The following is a 19,816-nucleotide window of genomic DNA, read 5'->3' on the forward strand; positions in this document are numbered from 1 at the left end:
GTGTGTGTCTCCGGAGGCCCGGTGTCGCGTTCCGCGCCGCCGGTCCCGTCGGTGTTCCGCGCTGTCTTCCGTCCCGCGTGTCATCTGCCCCCCTGCTGCTCCGCCCCGGCCCACCCCGTGCCCCGCGCGTTCCCCGGGCGGCGCGCCGCCCGGAGCCCCCGTCAGGGGTGGGGCTGCGGGCGGACGGCCAGCGGTACGTGGATGTTGACGCGCGTGCCCTCGCCCGGCGCGGTCTCCAGGGTCAGCCGGCCGCCGATGTCCTCGATCCGCTCGGTCATCGAGCGCAGCCCCTGACCCCGCCGGTCGTCGGTGGCCGTGAGGTCGAACCCCGTGCCGTGGTCCTCGACGCGGGCGTGCGCCCAGCGGCGGGTGACCCGGGTGGTGACCTCGATCCGGCCGGGACCGGCGTGCGCGAGGCTGTTGGCCAGGCATTCGCGCAGGGCCAGGAAGAGCTCCCGGCGCGAGGCGTCCGAGACCAGGCCCTCGTCCCCCGTGCTGGTGACCGTCACCTCGGTGTGCGCGGGCGCGTTCTCGGCGGCGAACTCCCGCAGGGCCTCGGCCAGCGGCGGCAGCGTGGTCCGCTCCCGCAGGTCACCCGCGAGGGTGCGGCTGTGTCCCAGGGCCTCGCGCACCAGCCGGCGCGCCTGTGCCAGGTCCCGCCGGCTCCCCTCGTCCGCGGCACCGTCCGGCGCGTCCCCGGCCACGGCCGGCTCGCCCGCGGCGCGCGGTTCGAGGTGGCGCAGGGCCCGGGAGAGGGGCGCCGCGAGCTGGTCGTGCAACTCGCGGGCGAGACGGCGCCGTTCGCGCCAGAGCTGTTCGGCCTCCGCCGCGGGGTACGGGTGGGCGGCTCCGGTGCCGTCCGCCGCGCCCAGGACGCGTATCACCCAGGAGGCGCGGCGCGCCGCGAGCGCGCTGTCGCCGTGGGCGCCCTCACGGGCCTCGCGCAGGGCGCACTCCAGCAGCACGGCCCAGGCCTCCTCGGCCGTCGGGCCCTCTTCCCCGGCGTCCTCCCGCCCGGTCCCCCCGGACCGCCAGGTGGCCGGCGGGCGTGAGCCCGCCAGGGTGAGGCGCGCCCAGTCCAGGAGCGCGGTCCGCAGACCGGGCCGGGTGGCCGGCGAGCCGGCCAGGGCCGTCGGCAGGGCGACCGTGAAGCGGCGCAGGACGGCCTCGGTGTCCACGCACTCCGGGTCCTTGGTGTTCCCGGCCTTCGCCGGTACGGCCGCCGGGCGCCGCTGGGCGGGAACCCGCGCCGCGCCGCCCATGTGCCGTGCCGGGTGCGCGGGGTGCTGGGTGACGGGCAGGGACCTGCTGAGTCCGTCCCGTAGCGCCGCCATGAAGCCTTCCCCCACCATGGCTTCCAGCAGTCCGGCCCCCGACTGACTTGTGGGGCGGATAAAGGTGTCCACGATTCCCCCTCGTGAATGTGCCCGGACCCGGCTACGGGAGCCGGGTCTTCTAGGGCGCGAGCGCACGCCTGCCGGAAGGTTTCGCCGCACCGGGCGGTGCTCGGTGCGACGCTGTCCGACGCCTCGGACGTTAACAAACCGGCCAGCCTGTTTGTCAAGGGTGGCCGACGTCCCCGTGACGTACGGAGATGTGCTAATGGGCGTCGAGTGCCCGATTTTGGGCATTGACGGAAACCGGTGCGTCGGTTTTGCTTGGGTGTGCCACCGCGAGGAATCCGGCCGGGTGGGCCGGTGGACGCGGGAATCAGCCAGCCTCCGCCACGCGCCGGACGCGACGGGGCCCCAGGGTCACGGGTCCGACTTCCCGTGGCCCTGGGGCCGTTGTGCGCTTCTCGTGTGCGGTGTCGCCCGCGCCCCTCGGGGCGTCACGGGCGGGACGGTCCGTGGCGGCCCTTCCTCTCGTACGCGCCTGCGCGCACGCCACCCCCGGAAAGAGGAAGGACCGGCGGATCAGGTGGTCGTGGGCAGTGCCAGGCGCGCGCCGGACTCCGGCGCGCCCCCGTCCCCGGCTGCCTCGGTGACCGCCTCCGTCCCGGCCGGCTGGAGGCGGGTGAGCGCCTCGGGCGTGGCCAGGGAGGGCAGCAGCGCCTGCCACAGCCCGGTGACGGTGGGCCGGGAGAGCCAGGCGCGGTCGTGCCGGGCGAGCGCCTCGAAGCCCGTGGTGGCTCCCACGATCGTGGCGGTCATGTCCTCCTGGGCCGCTCCCGGCAGGAGCGCGCCTTCGTCCGCGGCCTGTTGCAGGGCCCGGCGCACGCAGGCCGCCCACTGCCCCCGCAGATCGGCGTCGGGTGCCTGCGGGGTGCGGCCGTTGAGGCGGAAGCCCGCCCGCACCACGATGTCCCAGCGCAGTTGCTGGGCGAAGAGGTGGGAGGCGTCGATCAGGGCTTGCAGGGCGCCCGTGCTCCGGCGGTGCACGGTGCGGGCGACCGCGTGCAGGGTGCGGGCGGCCTCCGCCTCGACGGCCGCGGCCATGGCCGCCTTGGTGTCGAAGTGGAAGTGCAGCGCGCCCGAACTGACCCCCGCTCCCGCGCTGATGCCCGACAGCTTCGCCCGGGTGTACCCGTGCTGGTCGAACGCCTGGGCCGCGGAGCGGATCAGCGCGTGCCGGGTGTTGATGGCCCTTTCCTGTTTGGTCACCGGGGGCTCCTGCGGCAGCTCATGACAACGATGGCAGGCCGCGCGGAGGCGGCGGCCCGTGACCCACGCGTCCGGCGTGGGGGGAGGTGTGAGGGGTGGCACAACATCATGGGAGACATGAAACCAACTAACTGGTTTTATTTCTAGTTGTGCGGACCGACGAAAACGACTGTGTGTGGGTCGCGTGTCGCGTACCGTGCCCGCTTCGGATGTTCGGCGCCCCCCGCGGCGACGCCTCCGTGACGTGCGACAACGTGGTCGAGCGAGCGTCACGGCCGGGCCGTTGGGGGCTTGTGACCCCCCGGTGCGGGCGCCGGGGAGAGTGTCTGAAATACCTCTTGTGTGTCCGGAGGGCGCAGAAGCTCAAAGCTTTGACAAACCGACAAGCCGGTTTGTAATCTCAGGTTGAACGGTCGACTCGCGGCCCACCGCCGCGCGGACGTGCAGGAGCAGCGGATGAACCAGCAAGCCACCAGCCTTCTCGACCCCCACATACGCGCATCAAGAGTCCCCAGGCCGCGGACGGCGTCCCCGGCCGCGCCCGCGCCCCTCCCTCAGCCCCGCCCGGGGGAAGCGCTCCGGGTGCTGGTCATCGAGAGCGACGTCCGGGCCGCCGAGTCCCTCACCCAGGGGCTCCGCCGCCACGGCTACGAGACCGACACGGTCGGCACCGGCAGCAAGGCCCTCCAGGCCTACCGCGGCGCGGACCTGGTCCTCCTCGACCTGGAACTGCCCGACCTGGACGGGCTGGAGGTCTGCCGCGCGATCCGGGTCGCCAGCGACATCCCGCTGATCGCCGTCACGGCCCGCGCCAGCGAGCTCGACCGGGTCCTCGGCCTCCAGGCCGGCGCCGACGACTACGTCGTCAAGCCCTACGGCTTCCGCGAACTGATGGCCCGGATCGAGGCGGTCATGCGCCGGGTCCGCCCGGAGGCCCCGGCCGCCCAGGTCATCACCAGCGGCCCGCTGACGATCGACGCCGGCACCCGCGAGATCCGCCTGGACGGGCGGCCCGTCGAGGTGACCCGCAAGGAGTTCGACCTGCTCCACCTCCTCGCGTCCCGGCCCGAGAAGGTCGTCTCGCGCAAGCAGCTCATGACCCAGGTCTGGGACGACTCCTGGTCGCGGCCCGGCCGCACCATCGACACCCACGTCAGCAGCCTGCGCGGAAAGCTCGGCTCCGCCAGCTGGATCATCACCGTCCGCGGTGTCGGATTCCGCTTCGGGCACGCCTGACAGAACGCTCACGGCGGCCCGGCCGCCGCAATCGGAAATCGCGCGTTGACGCGATTCTGACGAAGTTTCACCAAGGTCTGATGGGGGATACCTTGACGTTTCGTTTCGCGCTGAAGAAGCTCTTCGTACAGCCACGAATTCCACGACCGCGACCGCCGTCCGCCGGTGACCGGCAGGAAATGCCGCCGGTATCCCGCCCCGCACGGCAGGGCCGCCCACGCCACCGCGCCTAGATCCGCGCGATCGCCGCACCGGGCCGCCGCCGTCGACGTGCGCGCCGCCGGCCCGCATCCGGAATTCTCCGACAAACCTCCGCGAGGCGAAACTTCCATGAACGCCACCACCGCCACGGCCTCCGCCGCCGCGACCGAAGAGACTCCCGCCGAAGAAGCCGCCGCCACCCCGCTCAGCGGGCCGCTGGTGCTGTCCGCCGACGGCGAGCAGGCGCTGCGGGACCGCGCCGGCCGGCTGCGCGAGCACCTCCTGCGCACCGGAGAGGCACCCGCCCCGGACGCGCCCGGCGCGCACCGCGCCGTCGTCCTCGCCGCCGACCGGGACGAGGCCGTCCGCGCCCTGGACGCCCTGATCGAGGGCGCCCCCGCCGCCGGCACCGTCACCGGCCGCGCCGGCACCGGCCGCCTGGCCTACCTCTTCACCGGCCAGGGCGCCCAGCGCCCCGGCATGGGCGCCGAACTCCACCGCGCCTTCCCCGCCTACGCCGACGCCTTCGAGGAGGTCTGCGCCGCCCTCGACGCGCACCTGCCGCACCCGCTGCGCGAGATCGTCGACGACCCGGACCCGGCCCGCCTGGCCCGCACCGAGTACACCCAGCCCGCCACCTTCGCCGTCGAGGTGGCCCTCTTCCGGCTGCTGGAGAGCTTCGGACTGCGCCCCGACGTCCTGGCCGGGCACTCCATCGGCGAGATCGCCGCCGCGCACGCCGCCGGCGTGCTGACCCTGGACGACGCCGCCCGCCTGGTGGCCGGCCGCGGCCGGCTGATGCAGGCCCTGCCCGAGGGCGGGGTCATGGTCGCCGTCCTCGCCTCCGAGGCGGACGTCCTCCCCCTGCTCGAAGGCCGCACCGCCACCGTGGGTGTCGCCGCCGTCAACGGACCCAACTCCGTCGTCCTGGCCGGCGAGCGCGCGGCCGTCGAGGAGATCGCCGCCCTGCTCAAGGCCGAGGGCCGCAAGACCCGTGCGCTGCCCGTCAGCCACGCCTTCCACTCCCCGCTGATGGAGGACGTCCTCGCGCCCTTCCACGCCCTGATCGAGGACACCGCCTTCGGCGAGCCGGAGATCCCGCTCGTCTCCACCCTGACCGGCCTCCCGGCGGGCGACGACATCCGCACCCCCGGCTACTGGGTGCGCCACGTCCGCGGCGCCGTCCGCTTCGCGGACGCCGTGCGCACGCTGGAGGACCAGGGCGTGACCACCTTCGTGGAGATCGGCCCCGATGCCCCGCTGACGGGGCTCGCGAAGTCCTGCCTGACCACCCCCGAGGACGCCGCCCTCGTCCCCACCCTGCGCCGCGCCCGCCCCGAGGTCCGCACGCTCACGGCCGCCCTGGCCCAGGCCCACGTCCGCGGCGCGGACGTCGACTGGCAGGCGTTCCGGGACGGCGGCGCCGGCCTCGCGCGGAGTTGACGCGCCCCGGTGGAAATTCACCAAAGCCTGAACCGCAACACCTTGATCCGTGGGGTCCAGGGCGAGGAACCTTTATGTCGGTGTCCCTCGAGTGCCTCTTGAGTCGCTGACCCCATCATCCGAATCCAATCCCCGTATTCGTTGTGCCTGTGCCCACCGACGGATCACCTCTGGAGAAGAGAAACATCGTGCGTAAGGTGCTCATCGCCAACCGAGGCGAAATCGCTGTCCGCGTCGCTCGTGCGTGCCGGGACGCCGGGATCGAAAGTGTGGCGGTCTACGCCGACCCGGACCGTGACGCGTTGCACGTCCGTGCGGCCGACGAGGCGTACGCGCTGGGCGGTGACACCCCGGCGACGAGTTACCTGGACGTGGCCAAGGTCCTCGCCGCGGCCGCGGAGTCGGGTGCGGACGCCGTTCACCCGGGGTACGGATTCCTGTCCGAGAACGCCGAATTCGCGCAGGCGGTGCTGGATGCGGGGCTGACGTGGATCGGTCCGCCGCCACAGGCGATCCGGGATCTGGGTGACAAGGTGGCGGCCCGTCATATCGCGCAGCGGGCGGGTGCTCCTTTGGTGGCCGGTACGCCGGATCCGGTGTCGGGTGCGGAGGAGGTCGTGGCGTTCGCGCGGGAGCATGGTCTGCCGATCGCGATCAAGGCGGCGTTCGGTGGTGGCGGGCGTGGTCTGAAGGTGGCCCGCACGCTGGAGGAGGTGCCCGAGCTCTACGACTCGGCGGTGCGTGAGGCGGTGGCCGCGTTCGGGCGGGGCGAGTGCTTCGTGGAGCGTTACCTGGACCGTCCGCGGCATGTGGAGACGCAGTGCCTGGCGGACAAGCACGGCAATGTGGTGGTGGTCTCCACGCGTGACTGCTCGCTCCAGCGCCGGCACCAGAAGCTGGTGGAGGAGGCCCCGGCCCCGTTCCTGTCGGATGAGCAGAACGCGGAGCTCTACCGTGCGTCGAAGGCCATTTTGAAGGAGGCCGGGTACGAGGGTGCGGGGACGTGTGAGTTCCTGGTGGGGCAGGACGGGACGATCTCGTTCCTGGAGGTCAACACGCGTCTTCAGGTCGAGCACCCGGTGACCGAGGAGGTCACGGGTATCGATCTGGTGCGGGAGATGTTCCGGATCGCCGATGGTGAGGAGCTGGGGTACGGGGATCCGGCGGTGCGCGGGCACTCGTTCGAGTTCCGTATCAATGGTGAGGACCCGGGGCGTAACTTCCTGCCGGCTCCGGGGACGGTGACGCGTTTCGACGCGCCGTCGGGTCCGGGTGTGCGGCTGGACGCGGGGGTGGAGTCGGGTTCGGTGATCGGTCCGGCGTGGGACTCGCTGCTGGCGAAGCTGATCGTGACGGGTGCCAGCCGTGAGCAGGCCCTCCAGCGGGCGGCGCGTGCGCTGGGTGAGTTCACGGTCGAGGGCATGGCGACCGCGATCCCCTTCCACCGTGCCGTGGTGACGGACGAGGCGTTCGCTTCGGATCCGTTCAAGGTCCACACGCGGTGGATCGAGACGGAGTTCGAGAACACGATTCCTCCGTTCGCGGGTGCGGTGGTGGAGGACGAGGAGGAGGCCCCGGGCCGCGAGACGGTGGTGGTCGAGGTCGGTGGCAAGCGCCTGGAGGTGTCGCTGCCGTCCTCGCTGGGGATGACGATCGCGCGGACGGCTGCGGCGGGTGGGGCGAAGCCGAAGCGGCGTGCGGCGAAGAAGGCGGGTTCGGCGGCGTCGGGTGACGCGCTGGCCTCGCCGATGCAGGGCACGATCGTGAAGGTCGCGGTCGAGGAGGGCCAGGAGGTCGCCGAGGGTGATCTGATCGTGGTCCTGGAAGCGATGAAGATGGAGCAGCCGCTGAACGCGCACCGCGCGGGCACGGTCAAGGGCATCACCGCCGAGGTCGGTGCCTCCGTCTCTTCCGGCGCCGTCATCTGCGAGATCAAGGACTGACCGGTCATGCCCGCCCCCACGCTCCCGGCCCCCTCGGCCCCGGTGCCCGTGGCCACCGCGCCGCCCGGCTCCCCGTACGCACCTCAGGCCACGGCTCTCCTGGCGGACACGGTGCACGGCACGGTCGCGCGGCAGGCGGCCGCCTTCCCGCACCGCACCGCCGTCCGCGCCCATGACGCCACGCTCACCTACACGGCGCTCGACCGGCGGGCCAACCACCTGGCGCACCGCCTGCGCGCCCTCGGCGTCCGCGAGGGCGACACGGTCGCGGTGTGCCTCGAACCCTCCGCCCGGCAGGTCACCGCGCTGCTGGCCGTCCTCAAGGCCGGCGGCGCCTACCTCGCCCTCGGCCCCGGGGAACACCCCCGGGGCGGCGACCGCGCGGCGCTGCTGCGCAACACCGGCGCCCGCGCCGTCGTCACCCAGGAGCTGTTCGCCGGCGACTGGAACGAGACGATCCCCACCCTGCTCCTGGGCCCCACCACGGTGCCCGCCCCGCTCGGGGCCGTGCCGCCGGCGACCGGCGTCCCGGCGCACGGGCCGGCCTACCTGCTGCCCGTCACCGGCCCCGCCTCCGCGCCCTGGGGGGTGTGCGTGCCGCACAAGGCGCTCACCGCCCTGGCCGAGGACGCCCGCTTCCTGCCCGCACGCCCCGGCGACGTCGCCCTCAGCGCGTACGGCCCGGACGGCGGGTCGGCGCTGGGCCTGTGGGCGCCGCTGATGGCCGGCGCGCAGCTGCTCATCGCCCCGCGGGGCCTCGGGCCGCGTGAACTGGCCACGCTGATACGGGAGGAGAGGGTCACGGTGGCGCGCCTGGGCGCGCCGGCCTTCCGTGAGATGGCGGGGGAGGGGCTCGCGGCTCTGAAGGGGCTGCGGTGCCTGGTGGTGACGACGGCTTCGCTGTCGAGTGAGGAACTGAGTCTGGTGCGGCGGGAGTTGCCGAGGACTTTGCTGGTGGAGACCGTGACTCTGTGACCTTGTGGTCCGCTGTCCGCCCCGGTGCCCTGTGCGGGTGCCGGGGCGGATTCTTTTTCCCCTGCCCGCCCCTTCCCGAACCGGGGGCCGACGCCCCCGCGCCCCCTTCCGCGCTCCGCGCGGTGGCCTCAAGCGCCGGCCGGGCTGGATCTCAGCCCGGCCGGCGCTTGAGCTCAGCCCGCCTTCGCCGTCCCCGCCCGTGACTCCAGCGTCTCCTGGACGTCCGCCTCGTGGTAGTACGTACGGCCCGACCGGCTCAGCCTGCGCCAGCCGCGCTCGCTCGCGTAGCGGTAGACGCTGCCCGGCGCGATGTCCCACAGCCGGGCGATGTCCCCCGCGCCCAGCCAGCGCACCCGGGCCGCTCCCTCCTCCCGCCGGGCCGCCGCGATGCGGCGGCCGAGCCCGAGCCACTGGCTGCCGGGCCAGTGGTGCGCGGGGTCGGTGTCACAGGTGATGGCGGTGGGGCTGGTGTCCCCGGGGCGGAGCGTCGCCGTCAGACCGCCCCGGCAGCCCGCCTCCACACAGGGGCCGACCGCGACCCGGCGCGGCGCCGCCGGCTCGATCACATGACGCGCGCGCCGCACCGCCTTGGCGACCTCCCGGGAGAGGGCGTCGGCCGCCGGGTGGCCGGTCAGCCAGCCCGCGTGCAGCAGGAGGAAGCGCGCCAGCGGCGCGGCCTCCCGCGGCGGGGTCGCGCGCAGCCGCCGCTCGTCCGCCACCAGCCCCGACCAGGAGCCCAGCACGCCCAGGATCGCCGAACGGGCCTCGGACGCCGCCGCGTTGAAGGGCATGCCGGGCAGCGGCCCGCCCGAGACCTTCTCCTGGGACCGCTCCGAGCCGCCCAGCAGCCGGCCGCACTCCTCGTACAGCCCCGGCAGCCCGGCCAGCTCACGCACCAGGCGCTCCCGGCAGACCTCGCACAGCACCGCTCCGGCCGTGGCCGGCCGGGCCGCGGGCCCGCCGGCCTCCGTGGCGCCGCGCCGGGCGCAGCCCGCCCCTCGGCACAGCGCGCGGACCGGTTCCCGATTCATGTTCATCTTCGTGTCCCCCATGGCTCGTGTTCGTCCGCCCGTCCCCTTCGAAAAGGAAATGGCGGTACCGGCGAAACATAATTACGCCGGGTCGTACGGGCAAGGAAGACGGGGCCCCTTTGTATGTACCTGATGGAATTTTCGCTTCCTTGACACAGCTTCACACTCCCCTGAACATCAGCCCCTTGACGGGTGGGGGTGCGGGCGAAGAAGCTGTTGTCCAGTATCCGCAGAGCTGTCGAAAAGCCGGTGGCCGCAGGGCCAAGAAACGCTTCTCACCTGCTGATATGTCCCCGTCACCCATCCCTGGTGCGGATCTTGCAAGGCTCTGACATTTCCTCACGAAAACCTGGATCAAGGCACCTTGACTCCGGACGAGGAAAACGAAGAAGCTCTTTACCAGCGTCACCGAACTGTTTGCGCGGCCGGTTGCACCGGCCTTCGGGCGCTGCATTTTCATCCGGCCGCCGACGCGGCCCCCTCGAAGGAATATTCACACCCAAGGAGAGGTCCATGGACGCTGCCGTGATAATCGCGGGCGCCGGTCCGGCCGGGCTCATGCTCGCCGGTGAACTGCGGCTCGCGGGAGTGGAGGTCATCGTCCTGGAGAAGCTGCCGAAGCGCACGGGGGAGTCCCGTGGACTGGGCTTCACCGCCCGCACCATGGAGATCTTCGACCAGCGCGGGCTGCTCTCCCGCTTCGGTGACATCGAGACCAGCAACCAGGGCCACTTCGGCGGCCTGCCGGTCGACTTCGCGGTGCTGGAGGGCGCGCAGCAGGCGGCCAAGTCCATCCCGCAGTCGCACACCGAGACCGTGCTGGAGGAGTGGGTCACCGAGCTGGGCACCGACCTGCGGCGCAGCCACGAGGTGCTCTCCTTCACCGACGAGGGCGACCACGTCGCCGTCGAGGTCCGCGGCCCCGAGGGCGTCCACACCCTCACCGCCCGCTACCTGATCGGCTGTGACGGCGGCCGCAGCCTCATCCGCAAGGCGGCCGGCTTCGACTTCCCGGGCACCGGGGCCACCCTGGAGATGTTCCTCGCCGACATCCGCGGCGTCGACCTCGAACCGCGCATGATCGGTGAGACCCTGCCCGGCGGCATGGTGATGGTCGGCCCGCTGCCCGGCGGCACCACCCGCATCATCGTCTGCGAGCGCGGCACCCCGCCGCAGCGGCGCACCACGCCGCCCTCCTTCGAGGAGGTCGCCGCCGCCTGGCAGCGCCTGACCGGCACCGACATCTCGCACGCCGAGGCGGAGTGGGTCTCCTCCTTCGGCGACGCGACCCGCCAGGTCACCGAGTACCGGCGCGGCCGGGTCATCCTGGCCGGCGACGCCGCCCACATCCACCTGCCCGCCGGCGGCCAGGGCATGAACACCAGCATCCAGGACGCGGTCAACCTCGGCTGGAAGCTCGCCGCGGTCGTGAGCGGCCGGTCCCCGGAGTCGCTGCTCGACACCTACCACGACGAGCGCCACCCGGTGGGCCGGCGCCTGCTGATGAACACCCGCGCCCAGGGCCTGCTCTTCCTCTCCGGCCCGGAGGTCCAGCCGCTGCGCGACGTGCTCAACGAGCTCATCGCCTACGAGCCGGTCAGCCGTCACCTGGCCGGCATGGTCAGCGGCCTGGAGATCAGCTACAACGTCGGCCGCGGCGACCACCCGCTCCTGGGCAAGCGCATGCCGCGCCTGGAGCTGGTCACGCCCGACCGCAAGACCTCCAGCACCGAGCTCCTGCACGCCGGCCGCGGCCTGCTGCTGGACCTGGAGGACAACGCCACGCTGCGCGCCCGCGCCGCCGGCTTCTCCGACCGCATCGACATCGTCACCGCCGCGCCGCACGGCGTGCCGGCCGGCCACCCGCTGGAGGGCACCGCCGCCGTCCTGGTGCGCCCCGACGGCTACGTCGCCTGGGCCGCGCCGGGCAGCCACCACGACCTGCCCATGGCCCTGGAGCGCTGGTTCGGCGAGGCCCGCGTCTGACGCGCCCGAGACCCGAGCACCCCGCCCCGTACCCCCGGAGACCGCCATGACGTCCACCCCCGACGCCGCACCCGACACGACCGCCGCCGTGCCCACGGCAGCGGAGCGGCAGGCCGTCGCACGGGCCGCCCGCGCCCTCCTCGCCCGCCAGGGCTGGCAGCGCACCACGGCCGAGGCGATCGCCGCGTCCGCGGGCGTGAGCCAGGACGAGGTACGCGCCTGTGCCGGGGACACCGGGCAGCTGCTGCTGTCCGTCCTCCTGGACTCCTCGGCCTCCGTCGCCGCCCATCTGGCCGACGTGGCCGTCGCCAGGCCCGGCCCGGGGGAGTCGGTCGACCTGGGCACGGAGCTCACCGACCTCGCCCACGCCTGGCTGTCCGCCCTGGACGCCTTCCCCGAGCACTTCGCGATCGTCCGGCACCTCGCCGCGGAGATCACCGAACTGCCCGCCGGAGTGCCCGAGAAGTGGCAGACGGCGGGCCCCCGCCAGGCGCAGTCCGACCTCGCCCACCGCCTGCGCGCGGTGGCCGACTCCGGCCTGCTGGACATCGACGACGCCGACCGCGCCGCCGTCCGCTTCGTCCAGCTGACCACCCTCGCGGTCGTCCAGGCGTCCTTCCACGGCGCCCTGCCGCTGGCCGAGGAGCACACCGCCGTGCTCGTCGCCCAGGGCGTCGAGGACTTCCTGCGTCTCTACCGCACCGGCCGCTGACCGGCCGGTCCCACGCTTCTTCTTCCCGAAACCGCTTCCCGAAGAGAGAGAACCACCATGCACAGCACCCTGATCGTGGCCCGTATGGACCCCGGCCACAGCGTCGACGTAGCCAAGCTCTTCGGTGACTTCGACGCCACCGAGATGCCGCACCGCATGGGCACCAGGCGCCGTCAGCTGTTCTCCTACCGCGGCCTGTACTTCCACCTCCAGGACTTCGACACGGACAACGGCGGCGAGCTCATCGAGGAGGCCAAGTCCGACCCGCGCTTCGTCGGGATCAGCGAGGACCTCAAGCCGTTCATCCAGGCCTACGACCCGGCGACCTGGCGGTCGCCGAAGGACGCCATGGCCACCCGCTTCTACGACTGGACGGCAGCCAAGTGAAGCCGACCGACCACCTGACGGACGACACGAGGGGAGGCGACCTCTAGTGGGGCGCCGGGTAGTAATCACTGGAATCGGAGTGCTGGCACCGGGTGGTATCGGTACCAAGAACTTCTGGAGCCTGCTGAGCGAGGGCCGCACGGCCACGCGGGGGATCACGTTCTTCGACCCCTCGCCGTTCCGCTCCAAGGTCGCCGCCGAGGCGGACTTCGACCCCGAGCTGCACGGTCTGAGCCCGCAGGAGATCCGGCGGATGGACCGCGCCGCACAGTTCGGCGTCGTCACCGCCCGCGAGGCCCTGGCCGACAGCGGCCTGGACCTGGCCGGCCTCGACCCGTACCGCACCGGTGTCACCATCGGCAGCGCGGTCGGCGCCACCACCGGCCTGGACAACGAGTACCGCGTCGTCAGCGACGGCGGCCGGCTGGACCTCGTCGACCACAAGTACACCCCGCAGCACCTCTACAACCACTTCGTGCCCAGCTCGTTCGCCGCCGAGGTCGCCTGGGCGACCGGCGCCGAGGGCCCGGCCACCGTGGTCTCCACGGGCTGCACCTCCGGCATCGACTCCGTCGGCCACGCCGTCGAGCTCATCCGCGAGGGCACCGCCGATGTGATGATCACCGGCGCGACGGACGCCCCGATCTCGCCGATCACCATGGCCTGCTTCGACGCGATCAAGGCCACCACGCCGCGCAACGACGACCCCGAGCACGCCTCGCGGCCGTTCGACGGCACCCGCAACGGCTTCGTCCTGGGCGAGGGCTCCGCCTGCTTCGTCCTGGAGGAGCTGGAGAGCGCCCGCAAGCGCGGCGCCCGCATCTACGCCGAGATCGCCGGCTACGCCTCGCGCTGCAACGCCTTCCACATGACGGGCCTGCGCCCCGACGGCCGGGAGATGGCCGAGGCCATCAAGGTCGCCCTGGACGAGGCCCGGATGAACCCCGAGGGCATCGACTACATCAACGCGCACGGCTCGGGCACCAAGCAGAACGACCGCCACGAGACGGCCGCGTTCAAGCTGAGCCTCGGCGACCACGCGTACCGCACCCCGGTCAGCTCCATCAAGTCCATGGTCGGCCACTCGCTCGGCGCCATCGGCTCGATCGAGATCGCCGCCTCCGTGCTGGCGATGGAGAACAACGTGGTGCCGCCCACCGCGAACCTGCACACCCCGGACCCCGAGTGCGACCTGGACTACGTCCCGCTCACCGCCCGGGAGCACACCACCGACGCCGTACTGACCGTGGGCAGCGGCTTCGGCGGATTCCAGAGCGCCATGGTCCTGGCCCGTCCCGAAAGGAGCCTGGCGTGACCGCCAAGGTAGTCATCACCGGCATCGGCGTCGCCACCCCCAACGGCCTGGGCGTGGACGACTACTGGGCCGCCACCCGCGTCGGCAAGAACGCGATCGGCCCCGTCACCCGCTTCGACGCCGCGCAGTACCCGTCCAAGCTGGCCGGTGAGATCCACGACTTCACCGCCGAGGACCACCTGCCCAGCAGGCTGATCCCGCAGACCGACCGCATGACGCGGCTCGCGCTCGTCGCCGCCGACTGCGCCTTCGAGGACGCCGGCGTCAAGCCCGGCGACATCCCCGAGTTCGACATGGGCGTCGTCACCGCCAGCGCCTCCGGCGGCTTCGAGTTCGGCCAGAACGAGCTCAAGAAGCTGTGGGGCCAGGGCAGCCAGTACGTCTCCGCCTACCAGTCCTTCGCCTGGTTCTACGCGGTCAACAGCGGCCAGATCTCCATCCGCAACGGCATGCGGGGCCCCAGCGGCGTCGTCGTCAGCGACCAGGCGGGCGGCCTCGACGCCATCGCCCAGGCCCGCCGGCAGATCCGCAAGGGCAGCAAGCTCATCTTCTCCGGCGGCTTCGACGCCTCCATCTGCCCCTGGGGCTGGGTCGCCCAGCTCGCCGGCGGCCTGATGAGCACGGACGAGAACCCGGAGCGGGCCTACCTCCCCTTCGACCCCGACGCCAACGGCTACGTGCCCGGCGAGGGCGGCGCCCTGCTCATCCTGGAGGACGCGGAGGCCGCCCGCGGCCGCGGCGCCACCAACATCTACGGTGAGATCGCCGGTTACGGCGCGACCTTCGACCCGAAGCCCGGCAGCGGCCGTGAGCCCGGCCTGCGCCGCGCCATCGAGGCAGCGCTGGCCGACGCGGGCCTGGAGGCGGGCGACATCGACGTCGTCTTCGCCGACGCCGCCGGCACCCCGGAGCTGGACCGCATCGAGGCCGACGCCATCAGCGCCGTCTTCGGCCCCGGCCGGGTCCCGGTCACCGCCCCCAAGACGATGACCGGCCGCCTGTACTCCGGCGCCGCGCCGGTGGACGTCGTCGCCGCGGTGCTGGCCATGCGCGAGGGCCTGATCCCGCCCACCACCAACGTCACGCTCTCTCCCGAGTACGACATCGACCTGGTCACCGGTACGGCCCGCCCGGCTCCCGTGCGCGCCGCCCTGGTCCTCGCCCGCGGCTACGGCGGCTTCAACTCCGCCGTCGTCGTCCGCGCCGCGGACTAGCCCGGCGGACCCGCGTCCGCCGCGGCCCTCGTACCCCCGCTCGGAGGGCCGCGGCGGGCGCACCCCCCTTCTTTTCCGGACCGCCGCCCGGCGGCACCGAAACATCTGTGAAAGGACCGGCATGTCCCAGGAATTCACCATCGACGACCTCAAGCGCATCCTCCTCGAGGGCGCCGGCGCCGACGAGGGCGTCGACCTCGACAGCGACATCCTCGACACCGACTTCGAGGAGCTCGGCTACGAGTCGCTGGCGCTGCTGGAGACCGGCGGCCGCATCGAGCGCGAGTACGGCGTCTCCTTCGACGACGACACCCTCGCCGAGAACCGCACCCCGCGCGCCCTCGTCGCCACCGTCAACGCCCTGCTGAAGGACGCCGTCGGCGTCTGACCCCCCCCGGCGGGGCCGTACGCAGGCCGCCCTTCCCGGCCGGCGTACGGCCCCTCCCCGCGGGCGCCGTGGCCACGGGCCACCCCCGGACCACGGCGCCCGCCCCTCCCGGGCACACCACCCGGCACCCACGACTTCGACACCTCAGGAGCAGCACCCCATGACCAGCACCCCTCGCGTCGCTCTCGTTACCGGCGGCACCAGCGGCATCGGCCTCGCCGTCGCCCGCCTGCTGGCCTCGCAGAACCACCAGGTCTTCATCGGCGCCCGCAACGCCGACAACGTCGCCGAGACCGTCAAGCAGCTCCAGGCCGAGGGCCTCGACGTCGACGGCACCACCCTCGACGTCCGTTCCACCGAGGACGCCCGCGCCTTCGTCCAGGCCGCCGTCGACCGCTTCGGCACCGTCGACGTCCTGGTCAACAACGCCGGCCGCAGCGGCGGCGGCGTCACGGCCGACATCGACGACGAGCTGTGGCACGACGTCATCGACACCAACCTCAACAGCGTCTTCCGCCTCACCCGCGAGGTTCTCACCACCGGTGGCCTGCGCAACAAGGACCGCGGCCGCATCATCAACATCGCCTCGACCGCCGGCAAGCAGGGTGTCGTCCTGGGCGCCCCGTACTCCGCCTCCAAGCACGGCGTCGTCGGCTTCACCAAGGCCCTGGGCAACGAGCTCGCCCCGACCGGCATCACCGTGAACGCCGTCTGCCCCGGCTACGTCGAGACGCCGATGGCCCAGCGCGTCCGCCAGGGCTACGCCGCCGCCTACGACGCCACCGAGGACGCGATCCTCCAGAAGTTCCAGTCGAAGATCCCGCTCGGCCGCTACTCCACCCCGGAGGAGGTCGCCGGCCTGGTCGGTTACCTCGCCTCCGACACCGCGGCCTCCATCACCGCGCAGGCCCTCAACGTCTGCGGCGGCCTCGGCAACTTCTAGAGCCACGCCGCTCCGCAAACACCGTTCCGACCGACCCGCCACCGACTGGCACACACCAAGGAGTTCCGGACATGCCGCAGTCCCCGCTGCGTGAGGTGGAGCACGAGATCACCGTCTCGGCCCCGGCCGCCGCCGTCTACCGCCTGATCGCCGACGTCGCGAACTGGCCGCGCATCTTCCCGCCCACCATCTACGTCGACCACCTGGAGCAGGGCGAGAACACCGAGCGCATCCGCATCTGGGCCACCGCCAACGGCGAGCCCAAGAACTGGACCAGCCGCCGCACGCTGGACCCCGAGGCCCTGCGCATCACCTTCCGCCAGGAGGTCTCCACCCCGCCGGTCGCCACCATGGGCGGCACCTGGATCATCGAGCCGCTCTCCGAGGGCACCTCCCGGGTCCGGCTGCTGCACGACTACACCGCCGTCGACGAGGCCCCCGAGTCGCTGGCGTGGATCGACGAGGCCGTCGACCGCAACTCGCGCTCCGAGCTCGCCGCGCTGAAGAGCAACGTCGAACTCGCCCACGCCGCCGAGGAGGTGACCTTCTCCTTCGAGGACACCGTCCAGATCAACGGCTCGGCCAAGGACGTCTACGACTTCATCAACGAGGCGCACCTGTGGTCCGAGCGCCTCCCGCACGTGGCCACCGTCCGGCTGGAGGAGGACACCCCCGGGCTCCAGAGCCTGGAGATGGACACCCGCGCCAAGGACGGCTCGACCCACACCACCAAGTCCTACCGGGTCACCTTCCCCAGCCACAAGATCGCCTACAAGCAGGTCACCCTGCCGGCGCTCATGACGCTGCACACCGGCTACTGGACGTTCGCCGAGAACGAGGACGGCGTCGCGGCCTCCTCCCAGCACACCGTCACCCTCAACACCGAGAACATCACCAAGATCCTCGGTCCGGACGCCGGTGTCGCCGAGGCCAGGGCCTACGTCCACACCGCCCTGAGCACCAACAGCACCGCGACGCTGAACCACGCCAAGGCCCACGCCGAGCAGCAGCGCTGACCATGGCCGACCACCCCTTCACCGAAACCCAGGTGATCGTGGTCGGTGCGGGGCCCGTGGGACTGATGCTCGCCGGCGAGCTCCGGCTCGCCGGCGCGGACGTCATCGTCGTCGAGCAGCGCACCGAGCCCAGCACCGCATCGCGGGCCACCACCCTGCACGCCCGCACCATGGAGATCCTCGACAGCCGGGGCCTGCTGGAGAAGCTCGGCACCGTACCCGGCGAGACCATGGGCCACTTCGGCGGCATCCCCCTCGACCTCACCCTTCCCAGCCCTCACCCGGGGCAGTGGAAGGTCCCGCAGATCCGCACCGAGGAACTGCTCCAGGAGTGGGCGACCGGCCTCGGCGCGGTCGTCCTGCGCGGCCACCGGCTGCGTGCCCTGGACATCACCGGGGACTACGCCGGCGCCGAGGTCGAGGGCCCCGACGGCACCGTCCACCTGCGCGCCAAGTGCCTGGTCGGCTGTGACGGCGAGGACAGCGCGGTCCGCGCCCTGGGCGGCTTCGACTTCCCCGGCACCGTCGCCACCCGTGAGCTGCTGCGCGCCGACGTCGCGGGCATCGACATCCCCGCGCGCCGCTTCCAGCGGCTGCCCGGGGGCCTCGCCATCGCCGCCCGCCGGCCCGACGGCGTCACCCGCGTCATGGTCTGCGAGTTCGACCGCGAGGACGGGCCCCGCACCGGCGACCTCGACTTCGCCGAGATCGTCGGCGCCTGGCGGCGCGTCACCGGCGAGGACATCGGCTCGGGCACCCCGCTGTGGGTCAACGCCTTCACCGACGGCTCCCGTCAGGCGGCGACCTACCGGGACTACCGGCTCTTCCTCGCCGGCGACGCCGCCCACCAGCAGATGCCGATCGGCGGGCAGGCCCTCAACCTCGGCCTCCAGGACGCCGTCAACCTCGGCTGGAAGCTGGCCGCCCAGGTCGCCGGCCGGGGCCCCGACGGGCTCCTGGACAGCTACCACAGCGAGCGCCACGCCGTCGGCCGCCGCACCCTGAGCAACATCCAGGCACAGGCCCTGCTGCTGCTCGGCGGCGGCGAGGTCGAGGCCGCCCGCGAGGTGCTGGCCGAGCTGATCGCGGACGAAGGCGTCCGCACCCACCTCGCCGGCATGGTCTCCGGGCTCGACGTCCGCTACGACGTGGCGGAGGGCACCCACCCGCTGCTCGGCGCCCGGCTGCCGCACCGGCCGCTGGAGACCGCCGGCGGACCCGCCACCACCACCTCCCTGCTGCGCACCGGCAAGGGCCTGCTCCTGGACCTCACGGGCGGGGCCCGGTTCGCCGCCACCGCGGAGCCCTGGTCCTCGCTCGTCCGCACCGTCGGCGCCACCGTGGTGGCCGGCGAACGGGCGACCGTGCGCCCGGAGGAGTGGCCCGAGGGGACCGACGCGCTCCTGGTGCGCCCCGACGGACACGTGGTCTGGGCGGCCACCGACGGCCACGCGGACCTCACCGGCCTCACCACGGCCCTCACCCGCTGGTTCGGCGACCCGGCGCTGCTCGCCGCGGCACCCACCGCCGCACCCGCACCCGCATCAGCACCCTCAGCTTCAGTGACCGAAGCTTCAGTGACCGACAGGAGTACCGCCATGGGCAGGCTCAACGGCAAGACCGCGCTCGTCACCGGTTCCAGCCGCGGCATGGGCCGCGCCACCGCGATCCGGCTGGCACGGGAAGGCGCGCTCGTCGCCGTCCACTACACCAACGGCAAGGAGGCGGCCGAGGACGTCGTCGCCACCATCGAGAAGGACGGCGGCCGCGCCTTCGCGATCCGTGCCGAACTGGGCGTCACCGGCGACGTCCACGAGCTGTTCCTCGGCCTGGAGCAGGGCCTGAAGGACCGCACCGGCTCCACCGAGCTGAACATCCTCGTCAACAACGCCGGCGTCATGGGCGGCGTCGCGGCCGAGGACACCACCCCGGAGCAGTTCGACCGCCTCTACGCGGTCAACGCCAAGGCGCCGTTCTTCATCATCCAGCGCGCCCTGAAGAACATGCCGAGCGGCGGCCGCATCATCAACATCTCCTCCGGCCTCACCAAGGTGGCCAACCCCGAGGAGATCGCCTACGCGATGACCAAGGGCGCCGTCGAGCAGCTCGCCCTGCACTTCGCCAAGCTCCTGGGCCCGCGCAACATCACCATCAACAGCGTCGCCCCGGGCATCACCCGCAACGGCAACCCGGCGTTCGACATCCCCGAGGTCGTCGACCAGATGGCGGCCCTGTCCGCCTTCAACCGGGTCGGCGAGCCGCAGGACGTCGCCGACGTCGTCGCCTTCCTGGCCACCGACGACGCCCGCTGGATCACCGGCGCCTTCCTCGACGCCACCGGCGGCACGCTCCTCGGCTGAGCCGTCACCCCAGGGCACGCCAGGGCGCTCCCCGGCCCCTCGGGCGCCCGCGCGCCCGGCGCG

The 19,816-nt window shown here is 72.7% G+C and carries 16 protein-coding genes; 13 read left to right on the forward strand and 3 right to left on the reverse strand.

From position 1 onward, the window contains the following. Positions 1 to 161 precede the first annotated feature (161 nt). Entirely contained in the window at positions 162 to 1,406 is a 1,245-nt protein-coding gene (locus tag SMD11_RS29750; RefSeq protein WP_159395381.1) for an ATP-binding protein, read from the reverse strand. 510 nt (positions 1,407 to 1,916) lie between these two features. Beyond that, positions 1,917 to 2,603: a ScbR family autoregulator-binding transcription factor gene (locus SMD11_RS29755; RefSeq protein ID WP_087929386.1), complete on the reverse strand. Its 687-nt coding sequence runs from the start codon at positions 2,601 to 2,603 to the stop codon at positions 1,917 to 1,919. Positions 2,604 to 3,059: 456 nt separating this feature from the next. Here SMD11_RS29755 and SMD11_RS29760 point away from each other — a divergent pair, with 456 nt between their 5' ends. The 4 genes from SMD11_RS29760 to SMD11_RS29775 all read left to right on the forward strand — a co-directional run bounded on the left by SMD11_RS29760 (position 3,060) and on the right by SMD11_RS29775 (position 8,401). Further along, on the forward strand, positions 3,060 to 3,839 hold the full coding sequence (locus SMD11_RS29760) for a response regulator transcription factor (RefSeq protein WP_087929387.1): 780 nt from the start codon (positions 3,060 to 3,062) through the stop codon (positions 3,837 to 3,839). A gap of 330 nt (positions 3,840 to 4,169) precedes the next feature. Further along, the gene (locus SMD11_RS29765; protein WP_087929388.1) at positions 4,170 to 5,483 is read left to right on the forward strand and encodes an acyltransferase domain-containing protein; all 1,314 of its coding nucleotides are present in this window, start codon (positions 4,170 to 4,172) and stop codon (positions 5,481 to 5,483) included. Positions 5,484 to 5,671: 188 nt separating this feature from the next. After that, the gene (locus tag SMD11_RS29770) at positions 5,672 to 7,426 is read left to right on the forward strand and encodes an acetyl/propionyl/methylcrotonyl-CoA carboxylase subunit alpha (protein ID WP_087926558.1); all 1,755 of its coding nucleotides are present in this window, start codon (positions 5,672 to 5,674) and stop codon (positions 7,424 to 7,426) included. A 6-nt stretch (positions 7,427 to 7,432) separates the two neighbouring features. Beyond that, positions 7,433 to 8,401 carry an AMP-binding protein gene (locus SMD11_RS29775; protein WP_087929389.1) on the forward strand — a complete coding sequence of 323 codons (969 nt, stop codon included), beginning with the start codon at positions 7,433 to 7,435 and terminating at the stop codon, positions 8,399 to 8,401. Positions 8,402 to 8,574: 173 nt separating this feature from the next. Here the strand turns inward: SMD11_RS29775 and SMD11_RS36010 are convergent, their stop codons facing one another. Continuing rightward, on the reverse strand, positions 8,575 to 9,432 hold the full coding sequence (locus SMD11_RS36010) for a hypothetical protein (protein ID WP_199843978.1): 858 nt from the start codon (positions 9,430 to 9,432) through the stop codon (positions 8,575 to 8,577). A gap of 513 nt (positions 9,433 to 9,945) precedes the next feature. Here SMD11_RS36010 and SMD11_RS29785 point away from each other — a divergent pair. The 9 genes from SMD11_RS29785 to SMD11_RS29825 all read left to right on the forward strand — a co-directional run bounded on the left by SMD11_RS29785 (position 9,946) and on the right by SMD11_RS29825 (position 19,753). Next, a complete protein-coding gene (locus SMD11_RS29785) occupies positions 9,946 to 11,418 on the forward strand; it encodes an FAD-dependent monooxygenase (protein ID WP_087929390.1) in 1,473 nt (490 codons plus the stop codon). A gap of 46 nt (positions 11,419 to 11,464) precedes the next feature. Then, positions 11,465 to 12,130, forward strand: a complete 666-nt coding sequence (locus SMD11_RS29790) for a TetR/AcrR family transcriptional regulator C-terminal domain-containing protein (protein ID WP_087929391.1) — start codon at positions 11,465 to 11,467, stop codon at positions 12,128 to 12,130. 57 nt (positions 12,131 to 12,187) lie between these two features. Further along, positions 12,188 to 12,517, forward strand: coding sequence for a TcmI family type II polyketide cyclase (locus SMD11_RS29795; RefSeq protein WP_087929392.1), 330 nt, complete (start codon positions 12,188 to 12,190; stop codon positions 12,515 to 12,517). A gap of 46 nt (positions 12,518 to 12,563) precedes the next feature. Next, positions 12,564 to 13,832, forward strand: a complete 1,269-nt coding sequence (locus SMD11_RS29800; protein ID WP_087929393.1) for a beta-ketoacyl-[acyl-carrier-protein] synthase family protein — start codon at positions 12,564 to 12,566, stop codon at positions 13,830 to 13,832. After that, on the forward strand, positions 13,829 to 15,046 hold the full coding sequence (locus SMD11_RS29805; protein WP_087929394.1) for a ketosynthase chain-length factor: 1,218 nt from the start codon (positions 13,829 to 13,831) through the stop codon (positions 15,044 to 15,046). The genes SMD11_RS29800 and SMD11_RS29805 overlap by 4 nt, the downstream gene beginning before the upstream one ends. Before the next feature lie 121 nt (positions 15,047 to 15,167). Then, the gene (locus SMD11_RS29810; RefSeq protein WP_087929395.1) at positions 15,168 to 15,434 is read left to right on the forward strand and encodes an acyl carrier protein; all 267 of its coding nucleotides are present in this window, start codon (positions 15,168 to 15,170) and stop codon (positions 15,432 to 15,434) included. A 160-nt stretch (positions 15,435 to 15,594) separates the two neighbouring features. Then, positions 15,595 to 16,377, forward strand: a complete 783-nt coding sequence (gene fabG, locus SMD11_RS29815; protein WP_087929396.1) for a 3-oxoacyl-ACP reductase FabG — start codon at positions 15,595 to 15,597, stop codon at positions 16,375 to 16,377. A 71-nt stretch (positions 16,378 to 16,448) separates the two neighbouring features. Next, positions 16,449 to 17,393, forward strand: coding sequence for an aromatase/cyclase (locus SMD11_RS29820; protein ID WP_087929397.1), 945 nt, complete (start codon positions 16,449 to 16,451; stop codon positions 17,391 to 17,393). A 2-nt stretch (positions 17,394 to 17,395) separates the two neighbouring features. After that, the gene (locus tag SMD11_RS29825) at positions 17,396 to 19,753 is read left to right on the forward strand and encodes an SDR family oxidoreductase (RefSeq protein ID WP_087929398.1); all 2,358 of its coding nucleotides are present in this window, start codon (positions 17,396 to 17,398) and stop codon (positions 19,751 to 19,753) included. Positions 19,754 to 19,816: the final 63 nt, after the last annotated feature.

Source organism: Streptomyces albireticuli, assembly GCF_002192455.1.
GTDB classification, from domain to species: domain Bacteria; phylum Actinomycetota; class Actinomycetes; order Streptomycetales; family Streptomycetaceae; genus Streptomyces; species Streptomyces albireticuli_B.

Excerpts from the sequence above, each read along its gene's own strand:
- SMD11_RS29760 (WP_087929387.1), top strand. The coding sequence starts at position 3,060 with ATGAACCAGCAAGCCACCAGCCTTCTCGACCCCCACATACGCGCATCA.
- SMD11_RS29765 (WP_087929388.1), top strand. The coding sequence starts at position 4,170 with ATGAACGCCACCACCGCCACGGCCTCCGCCGCCGCGACCGAAGAGACT.
- SMD11_RS29775 (WP_087929389.1), top strand. The coding sequence starts at position 7,433 with ATGCCCGCCCCCACGCTCCCGGCCCCCTCGGCCCCGGTGCCCGTGGCC.
- SMD11_RS36010 (WP_199843978.1), bottom strand. The coding sequence starts at position 9,432 with ATGAATCGGGAACCGGTCCGCGCGCTGTGCCGAGGGGCGGGCTGCGCC.
- SMD11_RS29785 (WP_087929390.1), top strand. The coding sequence starts at position 9,946 with ATGGACGCTGCCGTGATAATCGCGGGCGCCGGTCCGGCCGGGCTCATG.
- SMD11_RS29790 (WP_087929391.1), top strand. The coding sequence starts at position 11,465 with ATGACGTCCACCCCCGACGCCGCACCCGACACGACCGCCGCCGTGCCC.
- SMD11_RS29795 (WP_087929392.1), top strand. The coding sequence starts at position 12,188 with ATGCACAGCACCCTGATCGTGGCCCGTATGGACCCCGGCCACAGCGTC.
- SMD11_RS29810 (WP_087929395.1), top strand. The coding sequence starts at position 15,168 with ATGTCCCAGGAATTCACCATCGACGACCTCAAGCGCATCCTCCTCGAG.
- fabG (WP_087929396.1), top strand. The coding sequence starts at position 15,595 with ATGACCAGCACCCCTCGCGTCGCTCTCGTTACCGGCGGCACCAGCGGC.
- SMD11_RS29820 (WP_087929397.1), top strand. The coding sequence starts at position 16,449 with ATGCCGCAGTCCCCGCTGCGTGAGGTGGAGCACGAGATCACCGTCTCG.
- SMD11_RS29825 (WP_087929398.1), top strand. The coding sequence starts at position 17,396 with ATGGCCGACCACCCCTTCACCGAAACCCAGGTGATCGTGGTCGGTGCG.